20 protein-coding genes and 1 pseudogene are annotated in these 24250 nt (G+C 74.0%); 10 read left to right on the forward strand and 11 right to left on the reverse strand.

Annotated features, from left to right (window positions below; all coding sequences use genetic code 11):
* The first annotated feature begins 82 nt into the window (after positions 1-82).
* The 3 genes from ABZ899_RS34460 (at position 83) to ABZ899_RS34470 (ending at position 3215) form a co-directional block, all read left to right on the forward strand.
* The gene (locus tag ABZ899_RS34460; protein WP_361354272.1) at positions 83-1039 is read left to right on the forward strand and encodes a helix-turn-helix domain-containing protein; all 957 of its coding nucleotides are present in this window, start codon (positions 83-85) and stop codon (positions 1037-1039) included.
* A 110-nt stretch (positions 1040-1149) separates the two neighbouring features.
* A complete protein-coding gene (gene gap / locus ABZ899_RS34465; RefSeq protein ID WP_361354274.1) occupies positions 1150-2148 on the forward strand; it encodes a type I glyceraldehyde-3-phosphate dehydrogenase in 999 nt (332 codons plus the stop codon).
* A gap of 407 nt (positions 2149-2555) precedes the next feature.
* Positions 2556-3215, forward strand: a complete 660-nt coding sequence (locus ABZ899_RS34470; protein ID WP_361354277.1) for an NAD(P)-binding domain-containing protein — start codon at positions 2556-2558, stop codon at positions 3213-3215.
* A gap of 16 nt (positions 3216-3231) precedes the next feature.
* On the opposite strand, the gene ABZ899_RS34475 is transcribed toward ABZ899_RS34470, so the two are convergent.
* From ABZ899_RS34475 to ABZ899_RS34515, 9 genes and pseudogenes are all read right to left on the reverse strand, one after another.
* Complete coding sequence (locus ABZ899_RS34475) at positions 3232-3579, reverse strand: SRPBCC family protein (RefSeq protein ID WP_361354280.1); 348 nt, start codon at positions 3577-3579, stop codon at positions 3232-3234.
* Between the two features lie 116 nt (positions 3580-3695).
* Positions 3696-3926, reverse strand: a pseudogene (locus tag ABZ899_RS34480) (oxidoreductase); the annotation flags it as partial.
* A gap of 55 nt (positions 3927-3981) precedes the next feature.
* Complete coding sequence (locus tag ABZ899_RS34485) at positions 3982-4497, reverse strand: flavodoxin domain-containing protein (RefSeq protein ID WP_361354283.1); 516 nt, start codon at positions 4495-4497, stop codon at positions 3982-3984.
* A gap of 29 nt (positions 4498-4526) precedes the next feature.
* Complete coding sequence (locus ABZ899_RS34490) at positions 4527-5258, reverse strand: CBS domain-containing protein (protein ID WP_361354285.1); 732 nt, start codon at positions 5256-5258, stop codon at positions 4527-4529.
* Positions 5255-7966, reverse strand: a complete 2712-nt coding sequence (locus ABZ899_RS34495; RefSeq protein ID WP_361354288.1) for a GNAT family N-acetyltransferase — start codon at positions 7964-7966, stop codon at positions 5255-5257. The genes ABZ899_RS34490 and ABZ899_RS34495 overlap by 4 nt, the downstream gene beginning before the upstream one ends.
* 75 nt (positions 7967-8041) lie before the next feature.
* On the reverse strand, positions 8042-8947 hold the full coding sequence (locus ABZ899_RS34500; RefSeq protein WP_361354291.1) for a universal stress protein: 906 nt from the start codon (positions 8945-8947) through the stop codon (positions 8042-8044).
* Positions 8948-9109: 162 nt separating this feature from the next.
* Positions 9110-9718: a hypothetical protein gene (locus tag ABZ899_RS34505; protein ID WP_361354294.1), complete on the reverse strand. Its 609-nt coding sequence runs from the start codon at positions 9716-9718 to the stop codon at positions 9110-9112.
* Between the two features lie 227 nt (positions 9719-9945).
* A complete protein-coding gene (locus ABZ899_RS34510) occupies positions 9946-10119 on the reverse strand; it encodes a hypothetical protein (RefSeq protein WP_361354296.1) in 174 nt (57 codons plus the stop codon).
* 219 nt (positions 10120-10338) lie between these two features.
* Positions 10339-11265 carry a DUF1918 domain-containing protein gene (locus ABZ899_RS34515; protein WP_361354299.1) on the reverse strand — a complete coding sequence of 309 codons (927 nt, stop codon included), beginning with the start codon at positions 11263-11265 and terminating at the stop codon, positions 10339-10341.
* Positions 11266-11572: 307 nt separating this feature from the next.
* On the opposite strand from ABZ899_RS34515, the gene ABZ899_RS34520 reads away from it, so the two are divergent.
* From ABZ899_RS34520 to ABZ899_RS34545, 6 genes are all read left to right on the forward strand, one after another.
* Entirely contained in the window at positions 11573-11893 is a 321-nt protein-coding gene (locus ABZ899_RS34520; RefSeq protein WP_361354302.1) for a carcinine hydrolase/isopenicillin-N N-acyltransferase family protein, read from the forward strand.
* A gap of 102 nt (positions 11894-11995) precedes the next feature.
* Complete coding sequence (locus ABZ899_RS34525; RefSeq protein WP_361354305.1) at positions 11996-13540, forward strand: PH domain-containing protein; 1545 nt, start codon at positions 11996-11998, stop codon at positions 13538-13540.
* A gap of 304 nt (positions 13541-13844) precedes the next feature.
* Complete coding sequence (locus tag ABZ899_RS34530; RefSeq protein ID WP_361354308.1) at positions 13845-15230, forward strand: lectin; 1386 nt, start codon at positions 13845-13847, stop codon at positions 15228-15230.
* Positions 15231-15298: 68 nt separating this feature from the next.
* On the forward strand, positions 15299-16624 hold the full coding sequence (locus ABZ899_RS34535; protein WP_361354311.1) for a ThuA domain-containing protein: 1326 nt from the start codon (positions 15299-15301) through the stop codon (positions 16622-16624).
* 136 nt (positions 16625-16760) lie between these two features.
* Entirely contained in the window at positions 16761-18626 is a 1866-nt protein-coding gene (locus ABZ899_RS34540; protein ID WP_361354322.1) for a Na+/H+ antiporter NhaA, read from the forward strand.
* Between the two features lie 90 nt (positions 18627-18716).
* The gene (locus tag ABZ899_RS34545) at positions 18717-20207 is read left to right on the forward strand and encodes an esterase (protein ID WP_361354313.1); all 1491 of its coding nucleotides are present in this window, start codon (positions 18717-18719) and stop codon (positions 20205-20207) included.
* A 23-nt stretch (positions 20208-20230) separates the two neighbouring features.
* On the opposite strand, the gene ABZ899_RS34550 is transcribed toward ABZ899_RS34545, so the two are convergent.
* Positions 20231-22300 (reverse strand): SpoIIE family protein phosphatase, encoded by a 2070-nt coding sequence (locus tag ABZ899_RS34550; protein WP_361354316.1) that lies wholly within the window; start codon positions 22298-22300, stop codon positions 20231-20233.
* 306 nt (positions 22301-22606) lie between these two features.
* Between ABZ899_RS34550 and ABZ899_RS34555 the strand changes: the two genes are divergently transcribed.
* Complete coding sequence (locus ABZ899_RS34555) at positions 22607-23539, forward strand: Rieske 2Fe-2S domain-containing protein (protein WP_361354319.1); 933 nt, start codon at positions 22607-22609, stop codon at positions 23537-23539.
* A gap of 176 nt (positions 23540-23715) precedes the next feature.
* Here ABZ899_RS34555 and ABZ899_RS34560 read toward each other — a convergent pair whose 3' ends face one another.
* On the reverse strand, positions 23716-24108 hold the full coding sequence (locus ABZ899_RS34560; protein ID WP_361354325.1) for a glycoside hydrolase family 76 protein: 393 nt from the start codon (positions 24106-24108) through the stop codon (positions 23716-23718).
* Positions 24109-24250 lie beyond the last annotated feature (142 nt).

Below are 24250 nucleotides of genomic sequence, written 5' to 3' on the forward strand. Positions count from 1 at the left end.
CGGACAGCGGCCACACAGAGTGACGGACGTCCGGGCCCGCGGGGAGACCGCAGGGGTCCGGGGCCTCCGTATCCTCGTCCCCGTGTCACTCCCCCGTCTGCACCGTGTCGCCGTCCTCGTCAGCGAGGGCGCCAAACCGCTCGACGTCGGCATCCCCGCCCAGGTCTTCACGACCCGGGCGAGCATGCCGTACGAGGTACGGGTGTGCGGGGCGACGCCCGGTCCCGTGACCGGCGGGGACGGCCTGTCGTACGCGGTCGCCCACGGCCTCGACGCGCTCGCCTGGGCGGACATCGTCTTCGTGCCCGGCTACCGCCATCCGGACCGCGACGACCCGCCGCGGCCGGTCGTCGACGCCCTCATCGAGGCGCACGCCCGGGGCGCGCGGCTCGCCGCCATCTCGACCGGGGCCTTCACGCTCGCCGCCACCGGCCTGCTCGACGGCCGCCGCGCCACCACGCACTGGCACTACACCCGGGCCCTCGCCGCCCGGCATCCGCAGATCCAGGTCGACGAGAACGTCCTGTTCGTCGACGAGGGCAGCGTGCTGACCTCGGCCGGTGCCGCCTCCGGTATCGATCTGTGCCTGCACATCCTGCGCGGCGACCTCGGGGTGGCCGCCTCCAACCACGCGGCCCGCCGGCTGGTCGCCGCGCCGTACCGCAGCGGCGGGCAGGCCCAGTACGTCCCGCGCAGTGTGCCCGAGCCGCTCGGCGAGCGGTTCGGCGCCACGCGGGAGTGGGCGCTGCGCCGGCTCGGCGAGCCGTTGACCCTCGACGTCCTGGCACGGCAGGCAGGGGTGTCGGCGCGCACGTTCTCGCGGCGGTTCGTGGAGGAGACGGGCTACACGCCCATGCAGTGGGTGATGCGGGCCCGTATCGATCTGGCCCGTGAGCTGCTGGAACGTTCGCAGCGCGGGGTCGAGCAGATCGCCGCCGACGTCGGGCTGGGCACCGGCGCGAACCTGCGCCTGCACTTCCAGCGCATCCTCGGCACGACGCCGAGCGACTACCGCCGCACGTTCACGCGAGGCGAGTGAAACGTGACCGCCCCGCTGGCGGGATGCTTGCGAACCATGGCGGTCCCGCCACTGTCCGGCGGGGGCGGCGCGCGCGAGCCTGGTGGTGGCAACAGGAAGGGACACCACTCATGACTCGCATCGCCATCAACGGTTTCGGCCGCATCGGACGCAACGTGCTGCGCGCCCTGCTGGAGCGCGACAGCGCCCTCGAGATCGTCGCCGTCAACGACCTGACGGAGCCCGCGACGCTCGCCCGGCTGCTGGCGTTCGACAGCACGGCCGGCCGGCTCGGGCGACCGGTGACGGTCGACGGGGACACCCTCGTGGTCGACGGGCGGCGCATCAAGGTCCTGGCCGAGCGTGAGCCGGCGCAGCTGCCGTGGGCCGAGCTGGGCGTGGACATCGTGCTGGAGGCGACCGGCCGGTTCACCTCGGCGAAGGCCGCCCGCGCGCACCTGGACGCCGGGGCCCGCAAGGTGCTGGTGAGCGCGCCGTCGGACGGCGCGGACGCCACCCTCGCCTACGGCGTCAACTCCGACTCCTACGACCCGGACCTGCACACCATCGTCTCGAACGCCTCATGCACCACGAACGCGCTCGCGCCGCTGGCCAAGGTGCTGCACGAGCTCGCCGGGATCGAGCACGGCTTCATGACGACGGTGCACGCCTACACCCAGGAGCAGAACCTCCAGGACGGTCCGCACCGCGACGCCCGGCGCGCCCGCGCCGCCGGCGTCAACATCGTCCCGACGACGACCGGCGCCGCCAAGGCGATCGGCCTGGTCCTGCCGGACCTCGACGGCAAGCTGTCCGGCGACTCGATCCGGGTGCCGGTGCCGGTGGGCTCGATCGTGGAGCTGAACACGACGGTCGCGCGGGACGTGACCCGTGAGGACGTGCTCGCCGCCTACCGCGCCGCGGCCGAGGGCCCGCTCGCCGGTGTCCTGGAGTACTCCGAGGACCCGCTGGTGTCCTCCGACATCACCGGCAACCCCGCCTCCTCGATCTTCGACTCGGCCCTGACCCGCGTCGACGGCCGCCACATCAAGGTGGTCGCCTGGTACGACAACGAGTGGGGCTTCTCCCACCGGGTGATCGACACGCTGGAGCTGCTGGCCGCTCGCTGAGCGACGACATGTGTGGAGCGCCGGGCGGACGAGAACCGCCCGGCGCTCCACGCGTCGGGGCGGTGTGCTCGACGCCTTCCATCTGACCGCCCACCCGGTCCCGTGGACATGGGGCGCGCCGACCGGATGCGTCGGGGACCCCCGGGATGTCGCCGGCGTGCCCGGCTTTCGGGAACCGGGGCGCGCCCGGACGGGTGAGGAGCCGGGCCCGGGCGGCGTTTCGAGGTGCGGCGTGTCCCTCGGCGGCGCACCGTCGAGCGGGTGGCGGCCCGGTCCGTGGCCGGAACCGGTCGCCCGCGGGTGCTCCAGGGCGAGCGACGGCCCCCGCCCCCCGAAGTGCCGGAATAGGCCTCCGGGAAGGCGGGTTGGTGCCGTGGTCAGGACTCTACTGCGACGGAAGGCATGTCATGAAGATCGGCATCATCGGCGCCGGCAACATCGGCGGCAACCTCACACGTCGCCTCACCGCACTCGGGCACGACGTCTCGGTCGCCAACTCCCGTGGCCCCGAGACCTTGACGGACCTCGCCGACGAGACCGGGGCCACCGCGGTGCCCGCGACGGAGGCGGCTCGGGACGCCGGGATCGTCGTCGTCACCGTCCCGCTCAAGGCGGTCCCGCAGCTGCCCTCCGGTCTGCTGGACGGGGCGGCCGACGGTGTGGCGGTCATCGACACCGGCAACTACTACCCGCAGCGTGACGGGCGGATCGCGGGGATCGAGGACGAGGGTCTGACGGAGAGCCGCTGGACGGAGCGTCACCTCGGGCACCCCGTGATCAAGGCGTTCAACGGCACCTTCGCCCAGGACCTCCTCGACCGCGCCCGGCCCGAGGGCGCCCCCGACCGGATGGCGCTGCCCGTGGCGGGCGACGACGAGGCGGCCAAGCGCAAGGTGCTGGCGCTGGTCGAGGAGCTGGGCTTCGACGCCGTCGACGCCGGCGGTCTGGACGACTCCTGGCGCCAGCAGCCCGGCACCCCCGTCTACGGCCTGCGGGGCGGGGTCAAGGAGGTCGAGGATGCCCTGGCGGCGGCCTCGCCGGAGCGGCAGCCCGACTTCCGCGGCTGAGGCTCCGGCGTTCCCCTCACGCGCCGAGCGTCTGCCGCAGGGCCGCCAGGCCGTCGCGGTAGATGCCCTGGAACAGGGCTGCCGCCTCCTCCTCGCTCACCCCGGCCGGGGTGAAGGTCCCGGACCACTCGACGCGTGATCCGCCGCCGTCCACGTCGTGCACGGTGAGGGTGGAGCGGTATCCGGTCACGGGGAAGGGCGCGTCCACGATCGAGTAGGTGTAGGTGCGCGCGTCGTCGTCGAACCGCTCCAGGCGTTCGACGATGACGCCGCCCTCCTCGTTCGTCAGGACGCGGACGCGGCCGCCCTCCCTGAGTTCGCTGACGGGGATGTACGGCAGCAGGAGATCAGAACTGGCCGGCACTGTGTTTTCGTGATGCATGTGCACTTGGTCTTCGTGACGAAATTCCGGCACAAGGTGTCCACCCATGCCCACTTGAGGCGTATGGAGGAGATCATGCAGTCGGTGTGTGCGGACTTCTCGCGCGGATGCGCCACCGACGAGGTGCCGGCGATCCGTCAGCAGGATGTCCGGCGATCGCCGCGGCGGGCGGGCGAGGACGACGGACGTCGGGGGCGCGTCCAGCCGGGTGGCCACGGGCGGGGGCGCGGAGGCCTGCGGCGGCGTGAAGCCGCCGAGGGGAGGAACGGCACGCGGGCGATGCCCTCGTGGGCGAGTTCGCCGATCAGCTCGTACGTCGCGCGGTGGGCAGGTTGCGCGTGTTCCGCCCACCGCGCGACGTACGGCGCGGACACCGCCCGGCGCTCACAGCCGTCCCGCCCGCACGTCGGCCGTGAGGTCCGCGGCGACCGAGCGGGCCCAGTCCTCGATCCTGTCGAAGTCGCGGAAGTCGCCTCCCTTCCCGCTGCTCAGGATCATCCGGGCGACGCGGCCCCGGGCGCCCTCCTGCAGGCAGCCTCCGAAGGTGATGTGCCCCTGGGCGTCCAGCCGGGCCATGGCCCGTAGCACCCCGGGCACCGGCGGGATGTCGCGCTCGGAGGCCGACGGGTCCAGCGGGCCGCTGCTGAACAGCCACACCGGACGGGCGGCCAGGTCCTCGCGGTGCCGCCGGACGAACCGGCGGGCGTCCTTGTGCCAGCGTCCGGCGTACAGCCCACCGCCGACCACGACGGCGTCGTAGCCCCGCACACTCCCGATGGTGCGGGCGGGCAGCGCCTCGGCGGTCAGGCCCTCCTTGCCCAGCACCTCGGCGACGGTCTCGGCGATCCGCGCCGTCGACCCGTTCGTCGTCCCGTAGGCGACGAGCACCTTGGCGATCATGGCACTCGGCCCTCCTTCGTCCTCCTAGGTCACGGCCGGCGCGGCCCGTGGTCGGCGACGCCGTGCGGTGACGGTTCCCCGGGGCGGGTGTGCGCGTCGTCCAGCCGGTAGGACAGCTTGTTCACGACGCCCACCACACCATCGATCTGACGGGTCATCGACAATGCGATCTCCGTCTCGCTCCTGCGCTCCATATGGCCGGCCAGCATGACCACGCCTTCCACGACGGTGACCGTGATGCTGCCCGGCGGCAGCCACAGGGCACGCACCAGCACCTCGTCGACGACCTCGGCGCGGATGTCCGCGTCCGGCCGCAGGAAGACCTGGAGCAGGTTCCGGCGGGTGACGATGCCGACGAGGCGGTCCTCCTCGTCCAGGACGGGCAGCCGTTCCACACGGTGCCGTGCCATGGTCCTGGCCGCCTCGACGATGGTGTCCTCGGCGTACACGGTGACCGGGGGTTCGGTCATCAGCTGCCCGGCGGTGCGGGCCCCGGCCTTCGCGGCGCGCCGACGTCCGGCGCGGGTCAGCCGGTCGAGGCCGAACCGGCTCCCGGTGCCGGGCGGGCCGGGCGTGGCGGCCCGGCGGGCGAGCAGGTCGGTCTCGGAGAGGACGCCGAGGACCATCTCGTCGTCGTCCACGACCGGGAGGCCGCTGATGCGGTGTCCGCCGAGCAGCCGGGCCACCTCCTTGAACGGGGTGCCGTACTCGGCGCGGACGACGTCCGTCGTCATGACCGAGCCGACCTTGTCGTGCTTCATGGGGGGCCTCCTGAGCGGAGTCGGCGCAGATACGGATCGCGGGGCGCGCGGGGCACCAGGCGCACCCGTGCGTCGAGCACGGTGACGCCGCCCGGTGTCGCGAGCACGGGGTTGAGGTCGGCCTCGGCCAGTTGCGGCAGGTCGGCCGCCATCCGGGACAGGCGCAGCAGCAGTTGTTCGAGCGCGGGGAGGTCGACGGGCCGGGCGCCGTCCGCACCGAGGAGGAGCGGCGCGCAGCGGGGCGACGTGATCAGGTCGTGCACGTCGTGGTCGGTGAGCGGGGCGAGGCGGGCCGCGTGGTCGGCGAGGACGTCGGTGGCGGTGCCGCCGAGCCCGAACAGGAGGAGCGGGCCGAAGACCTCGTCCCGCACGACCCCGGCGAAGAGTTCGGTGCCGCGGTCGGCGAGGGGCTGGACGAGGACGCCCTCCAGCAGCCCGGCGAAGCGTGTCTCCAGGTCGCGGAAGGCGGCCCGGACCTGGGAGTCGCCGCGCAGGTCGAGATGGACGGCGTGCGCGGCGCTCTTGTGCACCAGACCGGGCCAGTACCCCTTCATCACGACGCGCCCGTCGAAGCCGCGCAGCCGCTCGGCGGCGAGCACGGCGTCGTCCTCGGTCTCGGCCCAGGCCCAGGGCGCCTGCGGTATGCCGTAGCAGCCGAGGAGTTCGGCGCACTCGCGCGGGTGCAGCAGGCCGCCGTCCGGGTGGCGGGTGAGGAAGGCGTCGGCGACGGTACGGGCCCGGCCGGTCTCGACGCCGTCGAGGTCGGGGACCGTGCCGACGGGGCGGGCGAGCCACGCGGCACGACGGGCGGCGTGGGCCAGGGCGCGGGCGGCCGCCTGGGGTTCGGCGTAGGACGGGACGGTGGCGCCGTCGGCGGCGGGCAACAGTTCGACGGGCAGGGCCTGTTCGAGCCGGACGGCGACGACGGGCTTGGGCCGCCGTCCGGACCGGGTGAGGGCCCGCACGGGGTCGTCCCCGGTGGCGGCGGCGAGCGCCGTGGGGACGAGGGCGACGACGACCGCGTCCACGGCACGGTGGCGCACCAGCCGGTCCACGCAGGTGGTGAGCTGGTCCTCGGTGACGGCGGCGCCGGTGTCGACGGGGTTGCCGGCGACGGCGTCGGCGGGCAGGGCGGCGAGAAGGCCGGCCGCCAGGTCCGGGGTGGGTTCGGGGAGCTGGAGTCCGGATTCCGCGCAGGCGTCTGCGGTGAGGACGCCGGCGCCGCCCGCGTTGGTGACGATCGCGACGCGCGGCCCGGCCGGCAGGGGCTGGGAGTGCAGCAGGGCGGCGGCTTCGAGGAGTTCGCCGCAGGAGCGGGTCGCCGTGACGCCGGCCTGCGTGAACAGGGCGGCCCGCGTCATGGTGCGGGTCGCGGCGGCCGCGCTGTCGGAGGCGGCGGCGCGCCGGCCGGCCTCGGTGCGGCCGGCGTCGACGGTCAGGACCGGCATCCGGCGGGTCACGCGCCGGGCGGTGCGGGAGAAGGCGCGGGGGTTGCCGAAGGACTCCAGGTGCAGCAGGGCGAGGTCGGTGCGGCCGTCGCTCTCCCACCACTGGAGCATGTCGTTGCCGCTGACGTCGTACTTGTCGCCCAGGGAGGCGAAGGAGGAGACGCCGATGCCGAGCCGGGACAGCCCGTCGAGCAGGGCGATGCCCACCCCGCCGGACTGCACGGCGACACCGGCCGTGCCGGCGCTCGGGGGGCGCGCGGCGAGCGTGGCGTACAGACGCTGTCCGGGGTCGGTGTTCGCGAGGCCGAGGCAGTCGGGGCCGACCAGCCGCATCCCGTGGGACCGGCAGGTGTCCAGCAGGTCGCGGCCCTGCCCGGCGTCCAGCCCGCCCGTGACGACGACGAGCGCCCGTACGCCTGCCTTGCCGCACTCCTCGGCGGCCGCGGGGACCTCAGCGGCGGGGACGGCGAGCACCGCGAGGTCGGGTGTCGCGGGCAGCGCGGCGACGGACGGGTGGCAGGGGACGCCGAGGATCGAGCGGACGGCGGGGTGCACGGCGAACAGGCGGCCCGCACGGCCGCCGGAGCGCAGCTGGTGCAGGATCGCCCGGCCGGCCGAGCCCGGCCTGCGCCCGGCGCCGATCACGGCGACGGTCCGCGGACGCAGCAGGGGGTCGAGGCTGACGACGTCCGCGGTGCGGGCGCGTTCCTCCACGGCGGTCAGATAGGTGTCGCTCTGGTCGAGGGCGATGGTGCAGCGCACTTCGGGGCCGTCGAAGTGGCGGGCGGTGCGCAGGCCGAGGCCGGCGAAGAGCCGCAGCACCTCGTGGTTCTCGCTGAGCGCCTCGGCGGTGAACGTGGTGATGCCGGCGGCGCGGGCGGCGGAGACGAGGTGTTCGACGAGCAGGGTGCCGACGCCCCGGTGGTGCAGGTGGTCGGCGACCGCGAGGGAGACCTCGGCGGTGTCCGCGTCCGGGGCGTCCGGCGCGTCGTACTCGGCGAGGCCGACGAGCTGTCCTCCGGTCTCGGCCAGCAGGGCCAGGTGTCCGGGGCGGGGTGCGCCGCAGGCCCGGTCGGCGGCGGTCCCGGCGGAGCCGGGGGCGGCGGTGAAGAACCTCAGGCGCAGGTTCTCCGGGGACATGGCGTCGTACAGGGCGCGGATCCGCTCGTGGTCGGCCGGCCGTACCGGGCGGACGCACACGGTGGTGCCGTCCGCCAGGAGGGCGTGGGTGGCGGACCGGCCGAGCGTGCCGTCCTTCATCGCTCCCCCTGCTGTTCGAGTTCGCCGCGTCCCGGGTCGGGGAGCGGCCGGCGGGTTCCGGTCCGTGTCCGTCCGTCAGTGGTGCGGGACCACGGCGACCGGTGCCACGGCGTGGTGGAGGACGGCGTGGGTCACCGGGCCGATGTGGGTGCCGAACGGGCGGCGGCGGATGCGGCGGCCGACAACCACGAGGGACGCCTCGCGGGAGACGTCCACGAGCCGTGCTCCGGGGCTGCCGACGGGGACTTCCTCGATCACCTCGACGTCGGGGAACTTCTGGCGCCAGGGTTCGAGGACGTCGGCGAGCAGGACGGCCTGCTGCCGGACGATCTCGTCGTGCAGCTCGACGTCGACGGACAGGCCGTAGACGTAGTACGGCGGGAGGTTCCAGCCGTGGAGGACGCGCAGGCGGGTCCCGCGGCGGGCGGCCTCCTCGAACGCGAACTGGATCAGCGTCCCGTCGGGGCTCGCCGCGTCGAGCCCGAGGACGACGGGCCGGTAGGCCGTCTGCGTCGACGGCAGTCCCTCCGCGTCCGGCTCGTGCTCGTCGGCGGCGTGATCACCGGCCCGGACGAGCACGACGGGGTGTTCCGCGCGGGCGACCACCGCGAGTCCGACGGAACCGACCATGAACCCGCCGAGCCCGCTCAGCCCGCGCGAGCCGAGCACCAGCAGTTCGGCGTTCTCCGCCGCGTCCAGCAGGGTGCCGGCGGCGTCGCCCGTGCGTTGCTCGACGGTCAGTTCCATACCGGGGTGGCGCAGCCGGATCGCCTCGGCGGCCTCGCGCGGAACCCGCTCGGTCCAGTGCTGCTGCGTCTCGGCACCGAGGAGCGGGGCCTGGGCCATGGGCTCGGGGACGGGCTCCCAGACATGGACGATCTGCAACGGCAGTCCGCGCAGCCGCGCTTCGCGGGCCGCCCACTCGGTCGCGGACCGGCTCTCGGGCGAACCGTCCAGACCTGCGACAACGGTGCGGAACATGATGCTGCCTCCTGATCGGATCTCTGATTCCAGCGTCGGCCGTGCGGGGCCGCGGGGGCAGGGGCCGCTGGTCCCCGGCCGGGGCCGACCGGCCCAACGGCCCCGTCGGGTCAGCGCAGCCGCCGGCCCGGTCCGGTCAGCGCGGCCGCCGGCCCCGTCCGGTCAGCGCAGCCAGCGGTGTCGGCCGACGAACGGCAGCCGGGCCCAGGCGTCGCCGAGCCCCCAGACGGCGCCGGACCCCGCGGCGGCGAGCGCGATCAGGACCACGGCGTACACGACGTGGTAGTCGGCGAAGGGATTGGTCGACATGCTCGGCGACCCGTCGGACAGGTGCCGGGCGGGAGGCCACTCGGCCATCCACATCAGGGCCATCATCACGGTGCCCGCGACGGCGGCGAGCCGCAGTCCGACGCCCAGGACGAGGGCCGTACCGACGCCGAGGAGCCCGAGCATGAACAGCCAGTCCGCCCAGGCGTCACCGGCCCAGGAGTGGAACGTCGACTCCAGCGGGCCGACGGCGACCGAACCGAGGAAGCCCCGTGTCGGTGAGCCCCCGTCGATCCAGCCCTTGCCGGACGGGGTGGCGTAGCCGAGGCCGAAGGTCTTGTCGAGGAAGGCCCACAGGAAGACGAAGCCGGTCAGCAGCCGCAGTCCGGCGAGGACGTACGCGCTCGCGGCCGTGGTGCCTGCCGCCTCCTCGGCGGTGGCGGCCCCGCGTGCGGCCGGGAAGCGGAAACCGAGGTGCCGGTGTGACGGATCGTGCACTGCCATGATCTTCATCCCCCTCGGGACGGATACGCCGTTGACGTCCTCCACTGTCGCGGTGGCGACATGACGTGGCGCGGTGCCGAAGGGGGCCTCCGAGGGGCTGAACGGCCCTATTGCTTCGGTCCGTTGGGCCTGCCGAAGGTGGACATACCCTGTCCGATGCCCGACATGACGGATCATCAGGCACAGCTCACGGCTCGGAGGGGTGGTGTCTCGGACCGGCTCGGGAATCACGGCGACGGGGCAGCGTGAAGGGGGCGGCAGGCGTGGGCGGTGCGGCCCAGCTGCAGGCCGGGGTGGCCGTGTCCGCGCACGACGCCCACGACGGTCGGGTCGGCATCCGCCGACTGCTCCGTGAGGACGTGGTGGGGCGGGCCCTCGACGGCCCGGCGGTGCACCTCCATGCCGGGGTCCTCCCGGACGGCCTCGCGCGGTCCGTCGTCCAGGTAGGCCGCCGCCGACTCGGCACCGTCGCGGCCGGACTCCTCCCCGCGCTCCTGCGGGCGAGCGGTCGGCCGCTCACAGGGACCCCTGCCTTCACCGTCGCACCGCGCCGGCGTCCCCGCGACCGAGCGCCGGAGGCGGACGCGGGAGCGCGAACCCGCCTGGGCGGGGCCGGTGCCTCAGCGGGCGCCGGCGTCCTGCCGGTCGGCCGGGGTGATACGGCGGCCTGTGAGCCGTGCGGGCCGGAGCGTGACCCACAACTCCCGTTCCCCGCCGACCCAGGGGGCGGAGTGGGCGCGCTCGGTGAGCCGGCGGGCGGTGTCCGGGTCCGTGACCGCGCTCGCGGGTCCCACCGCCAGCACGCTCCAGCCCTGGCTCATGGTCTCGTCCACGTGGTCCACCTCGAAGGCGGCCTCCGTCCCGACGGCCGACGCCGCGACGGAGCCGGGTTCCGTCCGGAAGGCGATCATGTCGTCGACGACCTCGTAGTTGACCGGGACGATCGCCGGGCGACCGTCGGACTCCGTCACCCCGACACGCCCGACTCCATGCGTCGACAGCAGGGTGCGGCACTCGTCCGGGTCCAGCTCGTGCACCCCGGGGTGGAGCAGGGCGTGGCCCTGGCCGGGCGGCAGGTCCATGCCCGCGCCGCGCAGCGCGGTCGCCGTGGTGCCGAGGACGTCGGCGAGGCGGGTCAGAGTGGCCGCGGTCGGGTCGGCCGGGTGTTCCTCGAGGTAGGCCAGGTAGTCCGGGGACATATGGGCCCGTGCGGCCGTCTCCTCACGGCTGAGCCCTTGCCGGCGGCGCTCGGCGACCAGACGCCGGCCCATGTCGCCGGGGTTAGGGGTCCTCCCCCGTGGCGCGGCGCCGGGCTCGCTCACGGTGGGCTCCGGGCCGGCGGGGGCCTCCGGCGCTTCGGGGTCGGGGTGGTGGACGTGTGCGTCGGGGCCGGGGAAGACGAGCGTCACCTCGTCCGTGTCCGACCAGCGCACGTCGTACGGTGGCGTCCCGTCCTCGTGGTGCAGTCCGACGATCTCGCCGTCGCGCCGCGCGGCGCCGGTGGACGGGCTCTCGATGACGAGTTGATCTCCGACGTGCGCTCGCATGGCCGTCGCCCTTCCTCGCGGTGGTGCGCGATGGTGCTGTATCCAACGTCGCACGCACGGCCGGAGCCCGCATGGGTCGACCGGCCCTATGGGGAGTGTCCCGTCGATCAGGCCGGACTCCCGCTCGGGCGGGGCCCGGCACTCCATCTCGTCCGGTGCCACCGGCTCCCGCCGGGCGCTCTGGGCGACACGGGCGAGCGGACCGCGCGGCTGCTCGGCCTCCACGTCGGCGAGATCGGCCGGGGGGCGCGCCTCGGCGATGGCGAGACTGCGCCGCACCTCGACGAGGCAGGCCCGGCCAGGGTCGATGAGAACGATCTGCCGCGCCCGCCGGTCGCGGTGGAGACCATGCGGATCGCCCGGTCCGGGTCGCTGTCCGCGGCCCGGGCTTCCGCGCCCGCTCGTCCTGCGCCACCTGCTGGAGACGTGCACGACCGTCGACGAGGCCGTCGGCAGATCGAGCTCGATACCCATCGCCCTCCCGCAGAACGTCAGGCTGGTCGACGCCAAGCAGGCACGGACGGTGTTCGCGGCACGGGACATCACCCCGACCGAGGCACCGGCCGCCTGCGCCGCCGACCACCAGCACCTGCCGGTACCCAACGACCTTGGCCCGCGCGTGAGGTGATGCCGTCCGGTGCGGGTGTGCCGACCCGGCAACCTCACCCGCCCCAACGCTGCCGTGGACCGGACAAGCGGGTGTGGGCCGGGCGGTGGGACGCTTGCGCGCATGAGCAGCCTGCCTGAAGTGACGTGCCGTACCCGGTCCAGGCGGCTCCCCTGGTTCTTCGTCGGTCTCGGCGCGGCCGGGCCGGTCCTCGCCGCGGCCCGCGTGGCGGGTGCGGGCGAGGTCCCCGACGCGTGGGTCCTCGCGGGATGCGTGCTCGCGTCGCTGGGTGTCGCGGGAGCGTACGGTCTCGTCGTCCGGGTGCGCGCCGACGCGAGCGGGCTGTCGTACCGGACGTTGCTGCACCGCCGCCGCGCGCCCTGGGCGGACCTCGCCGATGTGCGGGTGCGCGTGCGGTACGTGCGTCACAGCGAGATCTTCCGCGTCCACGTCGTCACCCGCGGCGGACGCACCTGGCGTCTCCCGCTGCCGGCGAGCGCGTCCGCCGAGGACCGGCCCGCCTTCGACGCCACGGTGGAGGCGCTGCGCGCGCTGCACCGGCGGCACGGCACACCGGAGTCGGACCACCTCGCCGTGATCTCCAAGGGCACGGCCGGGCGCGGCATCGGGCTGCCTGTCCTCCTGTGCGCCGTGTTCCTCGCGGGTGCCGCGTCGGCCGCGTGGTTCGTCCCGGTGGTGGCGGCGGAGAAGGCGGCGTGGACGTCGGCCGTCCCGTGCGCCGCGGAGACCGCGGGGCGTGACGAGGACTGCCTCACGACCCTGCCGGCCGTGGTCTCGCGCACCGAGGTGGCTCGGGGGAAGGGCCGGAGCTGGGTGTACTTCGCCGACGGGCGGCCGGTGGACCGGGTCCCGGTGTCGAAGGAGGGGGCCGGCGGCTTCCGGCCGGGAGACCGCGTCGAACTCACCGTCTGGCGTGGGCAGGTGCGGGAAGTGGTGGGTGAACACCACGTGTGGCGCGAGCACTTCCCCGCCGCCGGAGAGGTCGCCGTGATCGCCGCGATCTGCGTGCTCGCCGCCGGCCACCCGGGCGCTCTCATCGTGCTGCGCCTGCGCGGGCGCCGTCGGCCCGCCGACGAAGTCCTGCCGTCGCCGCTCCCGTTCGCCGGTGCCCTCGTCGGTACGGCCGTGTGGTCGCTGCCGTACTGCTACGCGCATCCGACCGTGGTGCCGGGCTCCGCGGGGGGCGTCGCCTGGGCGGACATCGGATCGGCGGCCACGCTCGCCCTGTTCGTCCGGGCCTGGCGCGCGACGCGCCTCCACGCACCCGGGGCGGTTCTCGTGGCGCCGGTGGAGGCGGGCGACGAGGATGTCTTCCTGCCGGCCCGGTTCCTGGAGTCCACCGAGTACAACCCGCACGGCTTCGGCACGCACATCGTCCTCGGTGACAGGGGCCCCGCCGTGCTCCCCCACTCGGGTCCGGGCCGGTTCGCGGCGCGGCCGATCCCGGTGGAGCGTCTTGCCCTCAGGACCGTACGGCGGCCGCGCGGCGGCGACGGCGACGGCGTGCCGAGCAACTGGGACATCGCCGAACTGGACGACGGGGTCCGGCTGGTCCGGCTCGCGGCCGCTCCGGCCGACCTGGCCCGCATCCTGCGCGCGTTCACCGCCGACGACGTACCCGCGGTCGCCGCCTGTTCGGACGGGTGAGCGGCGGGGACCCTTGGGGACACCCCGGACGAACCCCCTCCCGGCCACCCGGAGCACCTCTGCCGCATTGGACTGGACCAAACCCGGTCCGATGTCTTGACAGGGGTTTTCCGCGGCTCCTTAAATTCACGGTGTGAAGTAACCCTGTTTTCCCCCACCCTCGTTCAGCGGTCGATGACTTCACAGCCCCCACTTCCTGTCTGTCATGAGCATGCCCGCGCTGAGCGTGCCCGCCTGCTCTCCCGACGCGGTCGTGGACGAGCCGTGAGGCGCTCCGAGCGCCGACGACAGAACAGGACACCGAATGACCTCTCCTTCCCTCCCCAGGCCCGCGAGGCGCGGCGCGGTCGGCACGGCCCTCGCCGCCCTCCTCCTCGCCCCGCTCACCTCCCTCCCCGCGCACGCCGTCGCCCAGGCCACCGGGCAGATCACCGGCCTCGGCGGCAAGTGTCTGGACGTGGCCGGCGCGGCCACCGCCAACGGCACCGCCGTACAGCTGTACGACTGCAACGGCACCGCCGCCCAGCAGTGGAATGTCGGTTCCGACGGCACCGTCCGCGCGCTCGGCAAGTGCCTGGACGTCGCGTCCGCCGGCACGGCCGACGGCACCCGGGTCCAGCTGTGGGACTGCAACGGCAGCGCCGCCCAGCGCTGGAACGTGACCACCGCCCGCGACATCGTCAATCCGCAGGCGAACAAGTGCCTCGACGTGAAAGGCGCGAGCTCCGCCAACGGGACCCCGGTGCAGATCTGGAGCTGCACCGGCGCCGCACAGCAGAAGTGGACCGCTCCCGGAGCCGACACCCCGGCACCCGGGCCGGGCGCGATGGCCGTCGCCCCGTACCTCTACAACGGCTGGGGCGACCCGCCGAACCCGACCACCGTGATGAACGCGACCGGCGTCAAGTGGTTCACCCTCGCGTTCGTCCTCAGCAACGGCTACTGCAACCCGCAGTGGGACGGCGGCCGTCCGCTGACGGGCGGGGTCGACCAGCAGACGATCAACGCGGTGCGCGGCGCCGGCGGCGACGTCATCCCGTCCTTCGGCGGCTGGAGCGGCAACAAGCTGGAGAGCTCCTGCGCCGGCGCGGGCGAGCTCGCCGCCGCGTATCAGAAGGTCATCGACGCCTACCGGCTCAAGGCCATCGACATCGACATCGAGGCGGCCGCCTACGACAGCCCGACCGTGCAGCAGCGCACGGTCGACGCTCTGAAGACCGTCAAGGCGAACAACCCCGGCATCAAGGTGTACGTCACCTTCGGCACCGGCCAGAACGGGCCCGACAGCAGCCTGATCGGCAAGGCCGCCGCGTCCGGGCTGACCGTGGACAGCTGGACCATCATGCCGTTCAACTTCGGCGGCGCCGGCCAGAACATGGGGCAGCTCACCGTCCGCGCGGCCGAGGGCCTGAAGACCGCCGTGAAGAACGCGTACGGCTACAGCGACGACCAGGCGTACCGGCACACCGGCATCTCCTCCATGAACGGCATCACGGACAACGACGAGACGGTGACCGTCGCCGACTTCCGGACGATCCTCGCCTACGCGCAGCAACGGCACCTGGCGCGGCTGACGTTCTGGTCCGTCAACCGGGACCGGCCGTGCACCGGCGGCGGCGCGGACAGCTGCTCCGGGGTGGCCCAGCAGCCCTGGGAGTTCACCCGCGTCCTCGCCCAGTACACCGGCTGACCGTGCGGCCCACCCCTCCTCTCCCCCACTCCCCGACCCGCGCCGCCCCGGCGGCAGGAGGAGCAGACATGCCCCGACCCACCCGGCCGACCCGGCCCGGACGTCGCCGTACCGTGCCCTGGCGGCACCTCGCCGCCCGCCTGCTGGCCGTGTCGGCCCTCGTCTGGGGGCTCACCGCCCCGGCGGGCGCCGCGTCAGCCGCCCCGCAGGCGGCCCCTTTCAAGGTCATCGCCTTCTACAACGGCACCTGGGACGCCGCGCACATCGACTTCGTCAAGGAGGCCAACCAGTGGTTCCCGCAGGCGGGGGCCGAGAACGGCTTCACCTACCGGGCGACCACCGACTGGAACCTGCTCGCGAACGGCGGGGTGAACGAGTACCAGGTCGTCCTGTTCCTCGACGACGCGCCGCGGACGGCGGCCCAGCGCTCCGGGTTCGAGCGGTACGTGCGCGGCGGCGGGGGCTGGATGGGCTTCCACGTCTCGGCGTTCACCACGGACGCGGGCTCCTGGCCGTGGTACTACAACTCCTTCCTCGGCAGCGGGAACTTCAGGTCGAACACCTGGGGACCCACCACGGCGGTGCTGCGCACCGAGGACCGCACGCACCCCGCGACCACCGGTCTGCCCGCCACCTTCACCTCGGCCGTCAGTGAGTGGTACAGCTGGTCCAACGATCTGCGCGCCAACCCGGACATCAAGATCCTGGCCTCCGTCGACCCCAGCAGCTTCCCGCTGGGCACCGACCCGAACCAGTCCTGGTACAGCGGCTATTACCCGATCCTGTGGACCAACACCCAGTACCGGATGCTGTACGCGAACTTCGGGCACAACGCGATGAACTACGACACCGGCACCCGCCTGTCGTCGACGTTCGCCAGCGCCACCCAGAACCGTTTCCTCCTCGACGGCCTGAAGTGGCTCGCCCGGGCGGCCGACGGCCCGGCGCCCACCGATCCCATCGACCCGACGGCGTGGTACACCCTGACCGACAAGGCCTCCGGGACGTGCGTCGACGCCCGGGCGGCCGCCACGGCCAACGGCACGCCCGTCCAGCAGTACACCTGCAACGGGACCCTCGCCCAGCAATTCCAGTTCCGGCCCACCGACGGCGGACACGCGCGCATCGCGATCCGCGGCAACCCGAACCAGGTCGTCGACGTCACCGGCGTCTCCACCGCCGACAACGCGCCTGTCCAGCTCTGGGCGTACGGCGGAGGCGGCAACCAGCAGTGGCTGCCGGTACGCGAAGGGGACGGCGCCTACCGCTTCACCGCCCGGCACAGCGGCAAGTGCCTGAGCACGTCCGGCGGAGCGGCGAACGGTGTGCGGCTGGTGCAGCGGCCGTGCGACGGCTCGGCCGCCCAGAGCTTCCGGCTCACCGCCCAGCCCTGACCGCCGGCCGCGACGGCCGTCCGGGTGAGCGTCGCCGGGCCGTACGGGACCGGGGCAAGCCGTCCCCGTACCCGGGCGGTCCGGCGGCGATAATCGGCCGGTGAGCGGCTACGAGTCCAGTGATGCCAGCGAGACGATGTCCAGCCAGACCCCGGCGCGCTGGCGGACGTTCGTGCAGACCGAGACGGGCAGCGCCGCCCTGCTGCTCGCGGCCGTCGCGGTGGCCCTGCTGTGGGCCAACGTGGACGCGCACTCCTACGAGGCGGTGTGGGGGGCGACCTTCACCATCGGATTCGACACCTACCACCTCGCGCTCGACCTGCACGAGTGGATCAACGCCGGATTGATGAGCCTGTTCTTCTTCGTCGTCGGCCTGGAGGCGCGCCGCGAGTTCGACATGGGCGAGCTGCGGGACCGGCGCTGGGTGCTGCTCTGCGTGGTGGCCGGGCTCGGCAGCATGGTCGTGCCCGCGGCGATCTACGTCGCGATCAACGCCGGCCATGACACGGTGCACGGCTGGGGCACGGCGATGTCGACGGACACGGCCTTCGCCCTGGGCATCCTCGCGGTGTTCGGCCGCCGGCTGCCGGCCGCACTGCGCGCCTTCATGCTGTCGATCTCCGTGGTGGACGATCTGGTCGCCCTGGTGGTGATCGCCGTCTTCTACAGCGACGGCATCCACGTGCCCGCGCTGCTGGTGGCGCTCGGCGGTCTGCTGGCCATCGAGGTGCTGCGCCTGGCGGGCATCCGCAAGGGCATCTACTGCGCCCTGCTGTCACTGCTCGTCTGGATCGCCCTGTACGAGGCGGGCGTCGATCCCGTGGTCACCGGACTCGCCGTGGGAGCCCTGGTGGTCGCCTACCCGGCGCCGCGCAGCGACCTGGAACGGGCGAGCCGGCTGTTCCGTTCCTTCCGCGAGCAGCCCACGCCGGAGCTGCAGCGCGACGCGGTGAAGGGGCTCGCCGCCGCGATCTCCCCCAACGAGCGGCTGGAACAGAAGTTCCTGCCCTGGGTGAGCTACGGCATCGTGCCGCTGTTCGCCCTGGCCAACGCGGGCATCGAACTCAGCGGCGCCAAGCTCGCGGACGCGTTCACCTCGCCGGTCACCCTGGGCATCGTGGTGGGCTCCGCGGTGGGCAAGCTGATCGGGATCGTCGGCTCCATGGCGGGCGCGCGGCTGCTGACGGCCGGACGTCTGCGCCCCAACGTGGGCTGGGGTTCGGTCACCGTGGGCGGGGCCGTCGCCGGGGCCGCCTTCACCGTCTCCCTGCTGATCGCGGCCATCGCGTTCGAGGGCGAGGAGCTGGAGCAGGCCCGGATCGGCATCCTCGCCTCCCTGCTGGTGGCTTTCGCGCTGACCTGGCTGGTCTCCGGAGCGATCGCACTGCTGCCGGAGGACCTCCGGGCGCGTGCGCTGCTGGGCACGTCCGAGACGCAGGTGGATCTGGCGGTGCCCGTCGACCCCCATCACGACCGGGTGCGCGGGCCCGAGGACGCGGCCGTGACCGTGGTGGAGTACGGCGACTACGAGTGCCCCTACTGCGGTCAGGCCGAGCAGGTGGTGCGCGAGCTGCTGGGCGCCGACTCCGACGTCCGCTACGTGTGGCGGCATCTGCCGCTGCCGGACGTGCACCCCAACGCCGAGCTGGCGGCGGAGGCCGCGGAGGCCGCCGCACGGCAGGGCGCGTTCTGGGAGATGCACGATCTGCTGCTGACGCGTCAGGACGCGCTCACCGGACGGGACCTGCTGGACCACGCGCGAGCGCTGGGATTGGACGTGGCGCGGTTCCGCGACGACATCGAACGGGAGCGGGGGGCGCGGCGGATCGCGGAGGACGTGGACTCGGCGGACCTGAGCGGAGTGTCGGGCACCCCGACCTTCTTCATCAACGGCCTGCGCCACCAGGGTGCCTACGACATCGAGGCGCTGACCCGGGCGGTCGAACAGGCGCGGCAGCGCACCCTGGCCGCGCAGACCGCGGGCCGCGAACCGCGGGGCTGAACCCCGTCCCCTTCGGCTACAACTCTCACGGCCTCTCGCGGGTCCAACCCCCGCACAGGCCACACAGGTGCGAGTCCAGGGGAAGACACCATGACGCACAGGAACCCGGCGGCCGTCGCCGCCGCCTCCTTCCTGCTCCTGACGGGCGCGGTGATCACCGCGGCCCCGGGCGCCCACGCGGGCACACCCGGCGGGGCGCACGCCGTCGACCGCGGCAGCGACTTCGACGGCGACGGGTACGCCGACATCCTCATCGGGGCGCCGACCGGGACCGACGGCAGCCGCGGGAACGCCGGCTACGTCACCGTCCAGTACGGCGGGCCGCGCGGCATCGGCACGGCCGGCGGGGCACGCGAGGCACGCACCGCGGTCTTCGGGCAGAACACCCCGGGTGTGCCCGGCGGCGCCGAGTCCGGTGACGGGTTCGGCGCGGCCGTGGCCGGCGGGGACCTGGACGCCGACGGCTACGACGACGCGATCGTGGCCGTACCAGGCGAGGACGTCGGCGGTGCGAAGGACGCGGGCCGGGTGACCGTCCTGTTCGGCTCGCGCACCGGGCTCAGGGCGGCGGGCAGCGTCACCGTGGGGGCGGCCACGCCCCGTGCGGACGCCGGGTTCGGGCTCGCGGTGGCCGCCGCGCGGCTGAGCGGCGCCACACCCGGCGACATGCTCGCCGTCGCCGACCGGCAGGGCGCGCACCTGTTCACCCACGCCGCCGGCGCGCTGCGGCCGGCGGGCCGCCTCGACACGGTGGGCGCGCCGGGCGACGAGAAGATCCAGCCGGCGTCGCTGACCACCGGCGACTACGACGACGACGGCTACGCCGACCTGATCGTCGCCGGCCGCAGCCTGGAGGAGGACGGCACGGGACGCTCGGCCGTCTACCGCGGCGGGGCCGGCGGCCCCATCTACGTCCGCGACCTGCCCGGCGGCCCGGCGACGGCCTCCGGGGACATCGACCACGACGGGTACGACGACCTGGTCGTGGGGCGGCCGGACCGGCTGGAGGACGAGTACGAGCCGCTCACCGGCGGCACCGTCCTCGTGTACCTGGGCGGTCCGCAGGGCTTCGCCGACGCCGATCCGTACGGCACGCCCGACCAGGTGTGGGCCCAGTACACGCCCGGGGTGCCGGGCACCGCCGAACTCGGCGACGCCTTCGGCCACGACGTGTCGCTGGGCGACGCCGACGGGGACGGCTTCGCGGACCTCGCCGTCGGGGTGCCCGGGGAGGACGTCGGCACCGTACGGGACGCGGGCACGGTCGTGGTCCTGCGCGGCTCGGCCCGGGGGCTGACCGCGACCGGTGCGGTCTCCTTCACCCAGAACACCGCGCACGTTCCGGGCACGGTGGAGAAGGACGACCGCTTCGGCGCGCAGGTCCGGTTCGCCGACACCGACCGCGACGGCCGCGCCGGACTGCTGGCCACGGCGCCCGGCGAGAACAGCGCCGACGGGGCGGCCTGGCACGTCCCCGGGTCGGCCGCCGGCCCGGGGACGCGGGGGTCGTGGTCGTACGGTCCGCGTTCCCTGGCGGCGCCGCCGGCCGACGCGCGGTTCGGGACCGCCGTCGACGAGTGAGCGCTGGGCCCGTCACGCCGCCCTCACCGGGTGGCCTGGGCGATGAGGAGGGCCACGTCGTCGTGGTCGGAGGGCTTGCGGAGCGAGCGCAGGAGCCGGTCGCACCGGTCCTCCGGGTTGCGGGGCGGGCCCACCAGCAGGCGCTGCAGATGGGCCAGCCGCTCGTCGATGGGATGGTCGCGGGTCTCGACCAGCCCGTCGGTGTAGAGCACGAGCTGGTCGCCGGGCTCGAGGGCGACGGTGGTGGTCTCGAAGGAACCCCCGCCCACCCCGAGCGGGGTGCCCGAGGGCAGGTCGAGAAATCTCGGCGGGCCCCCGTCCGGCACCAGCACGGGCGGCAGGTGCCCGGCGGACGCGATGTGCAGGAGATGCAGATACGGGTCGTACACGGCGTACACGCAGGTGGCGAAGAAGGGGTCCAGGTCCTGGGTGATCCTGTCGAGGTGGGTGAGGATGCGGGCCGGGTCGAGGTCGAGGTCGGCCAGCGTGGACGTCGCGGTGCGCAGCCGGCCCATGGCGGTGGCGGCCGGGATGCCGCTGCCCATCACGTCGCCGACGGCGAGGGCCGTACGGTCGCCGTCGAGGGGGATGATGTCGTACCAGTCGCCGCCGACCTCGCTGAACGCCTGCGCGGGCCGGTAGCGGGCGGCGATCTCCAGGCCGGGGTGGCGCGGTGAGAGCTGCGGCAGCAGGCTGCGCTGGAGGGTCTCGGCGGCGCTGCGGATGTGCTGGTGCAGGATCGCGTTGTCGATGCTGAGCGCGGCGGCCGAGGCCAGCTCGCAGGCGAGGGTGAGGTCGTCCTCGTCGAAGGGCCGGGGGTTGCGGGCCCGGGTCAGGCCCATGACGCCGATGACCTCGTCGCGGGCGATCAGCGGAACCGCGATGTCGGTGTGCACACCGGCCTGGGCGAACACCCGCGCGGCCGCGTCGTCGGCCGCGACCCGGATGAGGTCGGCTCCGTCCAGGTGGGCGATCAGCTGGGCTTCCCGGGTACGGAAGCAGTGCGCGGCCGGGTGGTCTGCGTGGTAGGTCGTGAGGTGGCCGGGCTGGATGATCGCCTCGGAGGCGTCGGTCGGATAGGCGGTCTTGACCGCCAGGGCGCGGAACAGCGGCAGTCCGTCGCCGGTGTCGGGGCGTCCCGACTGGAGCAGGGAGTCGACGATGTCGATGGCGATCATGTCGGCGAGGTCGGGGACGAGGACGTCGGCGAGTTCCTGCGCGGTCCGCTCGACCTCCAGGGTGGTGCCGATACGGGCCGTGCCCTCGGCCATCATGCGCAGGCGCTGCTGCGCCCGCTCGGCCGCCCGCGCCGACTCGTAGCGGTCGGTGACGTCGACGATGACGTTGGCGATGCCCAGGACCTGCCCGGCGTGGTCCTCCAGGCGGTACAGGGAGACGGCCCAGGCGTGGTCGCTGTCCGGGTGGGCCCGGGTGCGTCCGACCACCTGGCGGTCGACCACGGGCCGGCCGGTCTCCAGGACCTCGCGCATCTGGGCCTCGGTGGCCGCGAACGGCTCGCCGGGCAGGATCTCGCGGTAGGCGCGGCCCATGTGGTCGGCCTCGGGGACGCCGTGCATCGCCGCCAGGGCGGGGTTGACGGCCACGTAGCGCAGTTCGGTGTCGAGGACCGCGAGCCCGATGGGCGCCTGGGTGACGAGCTGGCTGGACAGGGCGACCTTGCGCTCCACCTGGCGGAGCGTCGCCCGGTCCGTGGCGAGTCCCAGCGCGTAGTGGTCGCCGAGGTTGTCCGTCAGCCGCATGTTGCGGAACTCCACCAGGCGGACGCCGCCGTCCTTGTGCCGGACGGGGAAGACGCCCGCCCAGTCCTCACCGCTCTCCATGACCGTGGCGAACAGCCTGAGGGCCTCGGCGCGGTGCTCCGGGTCGATGAGCAGGGGGGCCGCGAACTGTCCGGCGGCCTCCGCCCTGCTGTATCCGAACAGCGCCTCGGCCTGGGGGCTCCACATGTCGATCCGGCCGTCGGCCTCGAGCAGCACCGCGGCGACGCCGAGCAGGTCCATGAGCCCGCTGGCGCCGGAGGTGGCCTCCTGCGGAAAACCCGGCTGCGCCGGACGCTGATTCGCTCGGCCCATCACACTTGCCCCTCTTCCCGTCCCACCGGCGTACCGCTGTCCGCACCCCGCCGATGACGGCGTTCCCACAGGTCGGCGACCCGTTCACGATGCGGCAAGGGACGTACGACGGCCAGGGGACGCGCCGGGGCCGCCGCGCGCCGTCCGTCCTCCCGGCGGTCCGGCACGCGGTACAGGACCCACATCATGATCACCCCTCGTCCCGGTCAGCACGTCACTCCTGCTCTCCATGGTCCGCCCGACGGCCGCGCCGGGGGCGGTCGACCGCCCGTTTGCCTCGTCGCGCGGGTGGGGACCCGGGCCGGCATGAGCGAATCGCCACGCCGTCCACCGGGACGGAACCGCGTCCTGTCGTTGCTGGATCGTCTGGAGCGCGAGCCCGCGGCCGACAAAGTCATCGAGGTGCTGCGCTCGGGGGTGCGGGCCCTGCCCCTGGGGCGGGGCCGGGATGTGCTGCACGGCCGGTGGCTGGGGCATCCGCTGCATCCGCTGATGGTGCAGGTGCCCATCGGCAGCTGGATGTCGGCGGCGGTCCTGGACCTGCGCCCCGGCCGCTCGCGTGAGTCCCGGGTGCTGGTCGGGCTCGGGCTGGTGGCCGCGGCGCCCGCCGCGCTCGCCGGCTGGGTCGACTGGGCCGAGCTGCACCGGCAGCAGCAGCGCGTCGGTCTGGTCCACGCCCTCTCCAACATCGCCGCCGTCGGCCTGTACGCCACCTCGTTGAGCCGCCGTGTCCGGGGCCGCGAGGCGGCGGGCCGGGCCTACGGCTTCCTCGGTCTGACGGCGGTCGGGGTCGGGGGCATGCTGGGCGGCCATCTGGCCTACCGGCAGGCGTCCGGCGCCAACCACGCGGAGGAGGTGCCGCACGTCGTCAGCGAGGGCTGGCACCGGGTGGGGGCCGTCGCCGACTTCCCGGCCGGGGAGCCGGTCCGGCGCAGCGTCGACGACGTACCGGTGCTCGTCGTGCGGGAGCCCGGCGGGCAGGTCCACGCGCTGGCCGAGCGGTGCAGTCATCTCGCCGGGCCGCTCGCCGAGGGCACGGTCGCCGACGGCTGTGTGCGGTGCCCCTGGCACGGCAGTGCGTTCCGGCTCTCGGACGGCTGGAACGTGAGCGGCCCCGCCACCGCCCCGCAGCCCTCCTTCGAGATCCGGATCGTCGACGGGTACGTCGAGGTGCGGCTGCGCCACCAGGACGGCGGGCGTCCCGCCCGCAAGCGGATGACCCACACCGCGCGTCGCTAGGGGGCGTCAGCCGCCCTCTCCCGTCCCCTTGCGGGACCGTGCTTCCCGGGTGCGGTCCACGAGCGCGGCCACCGGGCGCCGTGTTCGCCGGCCCGGGCTCCCCTCCCGGTCGAGGGCGGCGGCCGGTGTCTCCTCGGCCGCGTGTTCTTCGGCGATCCGGCCCCTCCACGACCGTCTCACCGTGGGGGCTCCACCGCGGTGAGGGCTTCCAGGGCGCTGGCCTGGGTCCGCCAGTCCGCCGGGTCGGGGGCGGTGCCGGCCCAGCGCTGGCCCAGCCGGTTGAGGGAGTCCCGGTCCCGGTCCCAGACGGAGTCGGCCTGGCGGGCGAGGTAGGCGCGGTAGGCGGCCGAACCGGTGGCGTCGGCGAGGTCGGCCAGGTGGCGGACGAAGATCCCCTTGAACTGCTTCTGGTTGTCGTCGCAGGACGCGGTGCCGACGTCGCAGGACTCGGTCAGGACGCCGTCGCGGGTCAGTGGCGGGGAGGAGACGGCCGCGTCGGCGAGGCGCCGGGCGGTGTCGAGGTACCGGCTCTCACCGGTGGTGCGCCACAGCTGAGTGAAGGCGCCGATCGGCCGCCGCCGCTGGCCAGTCCCTGGTTTTGACTTGCACCTCGGGCTGAAGCCCGGGGATTCTGGCCTTCCTGACCGGTTGCTGTGCCGCTATGCGGCACGGTTTCCGGTGGGGATTCCGTGGCTTCCTGTTTCTTCGCGC

Origin of the sequence: Streptomyces sp. NPDC046859, assembly GCF_040645135.1 — a bacterium.
Taxonomy (GTDB): domain Bacteria; phylum Actinomycetota; class Actinomycetes; order Streptomycetales; family Streptomycetaceae; genus Streptomyces.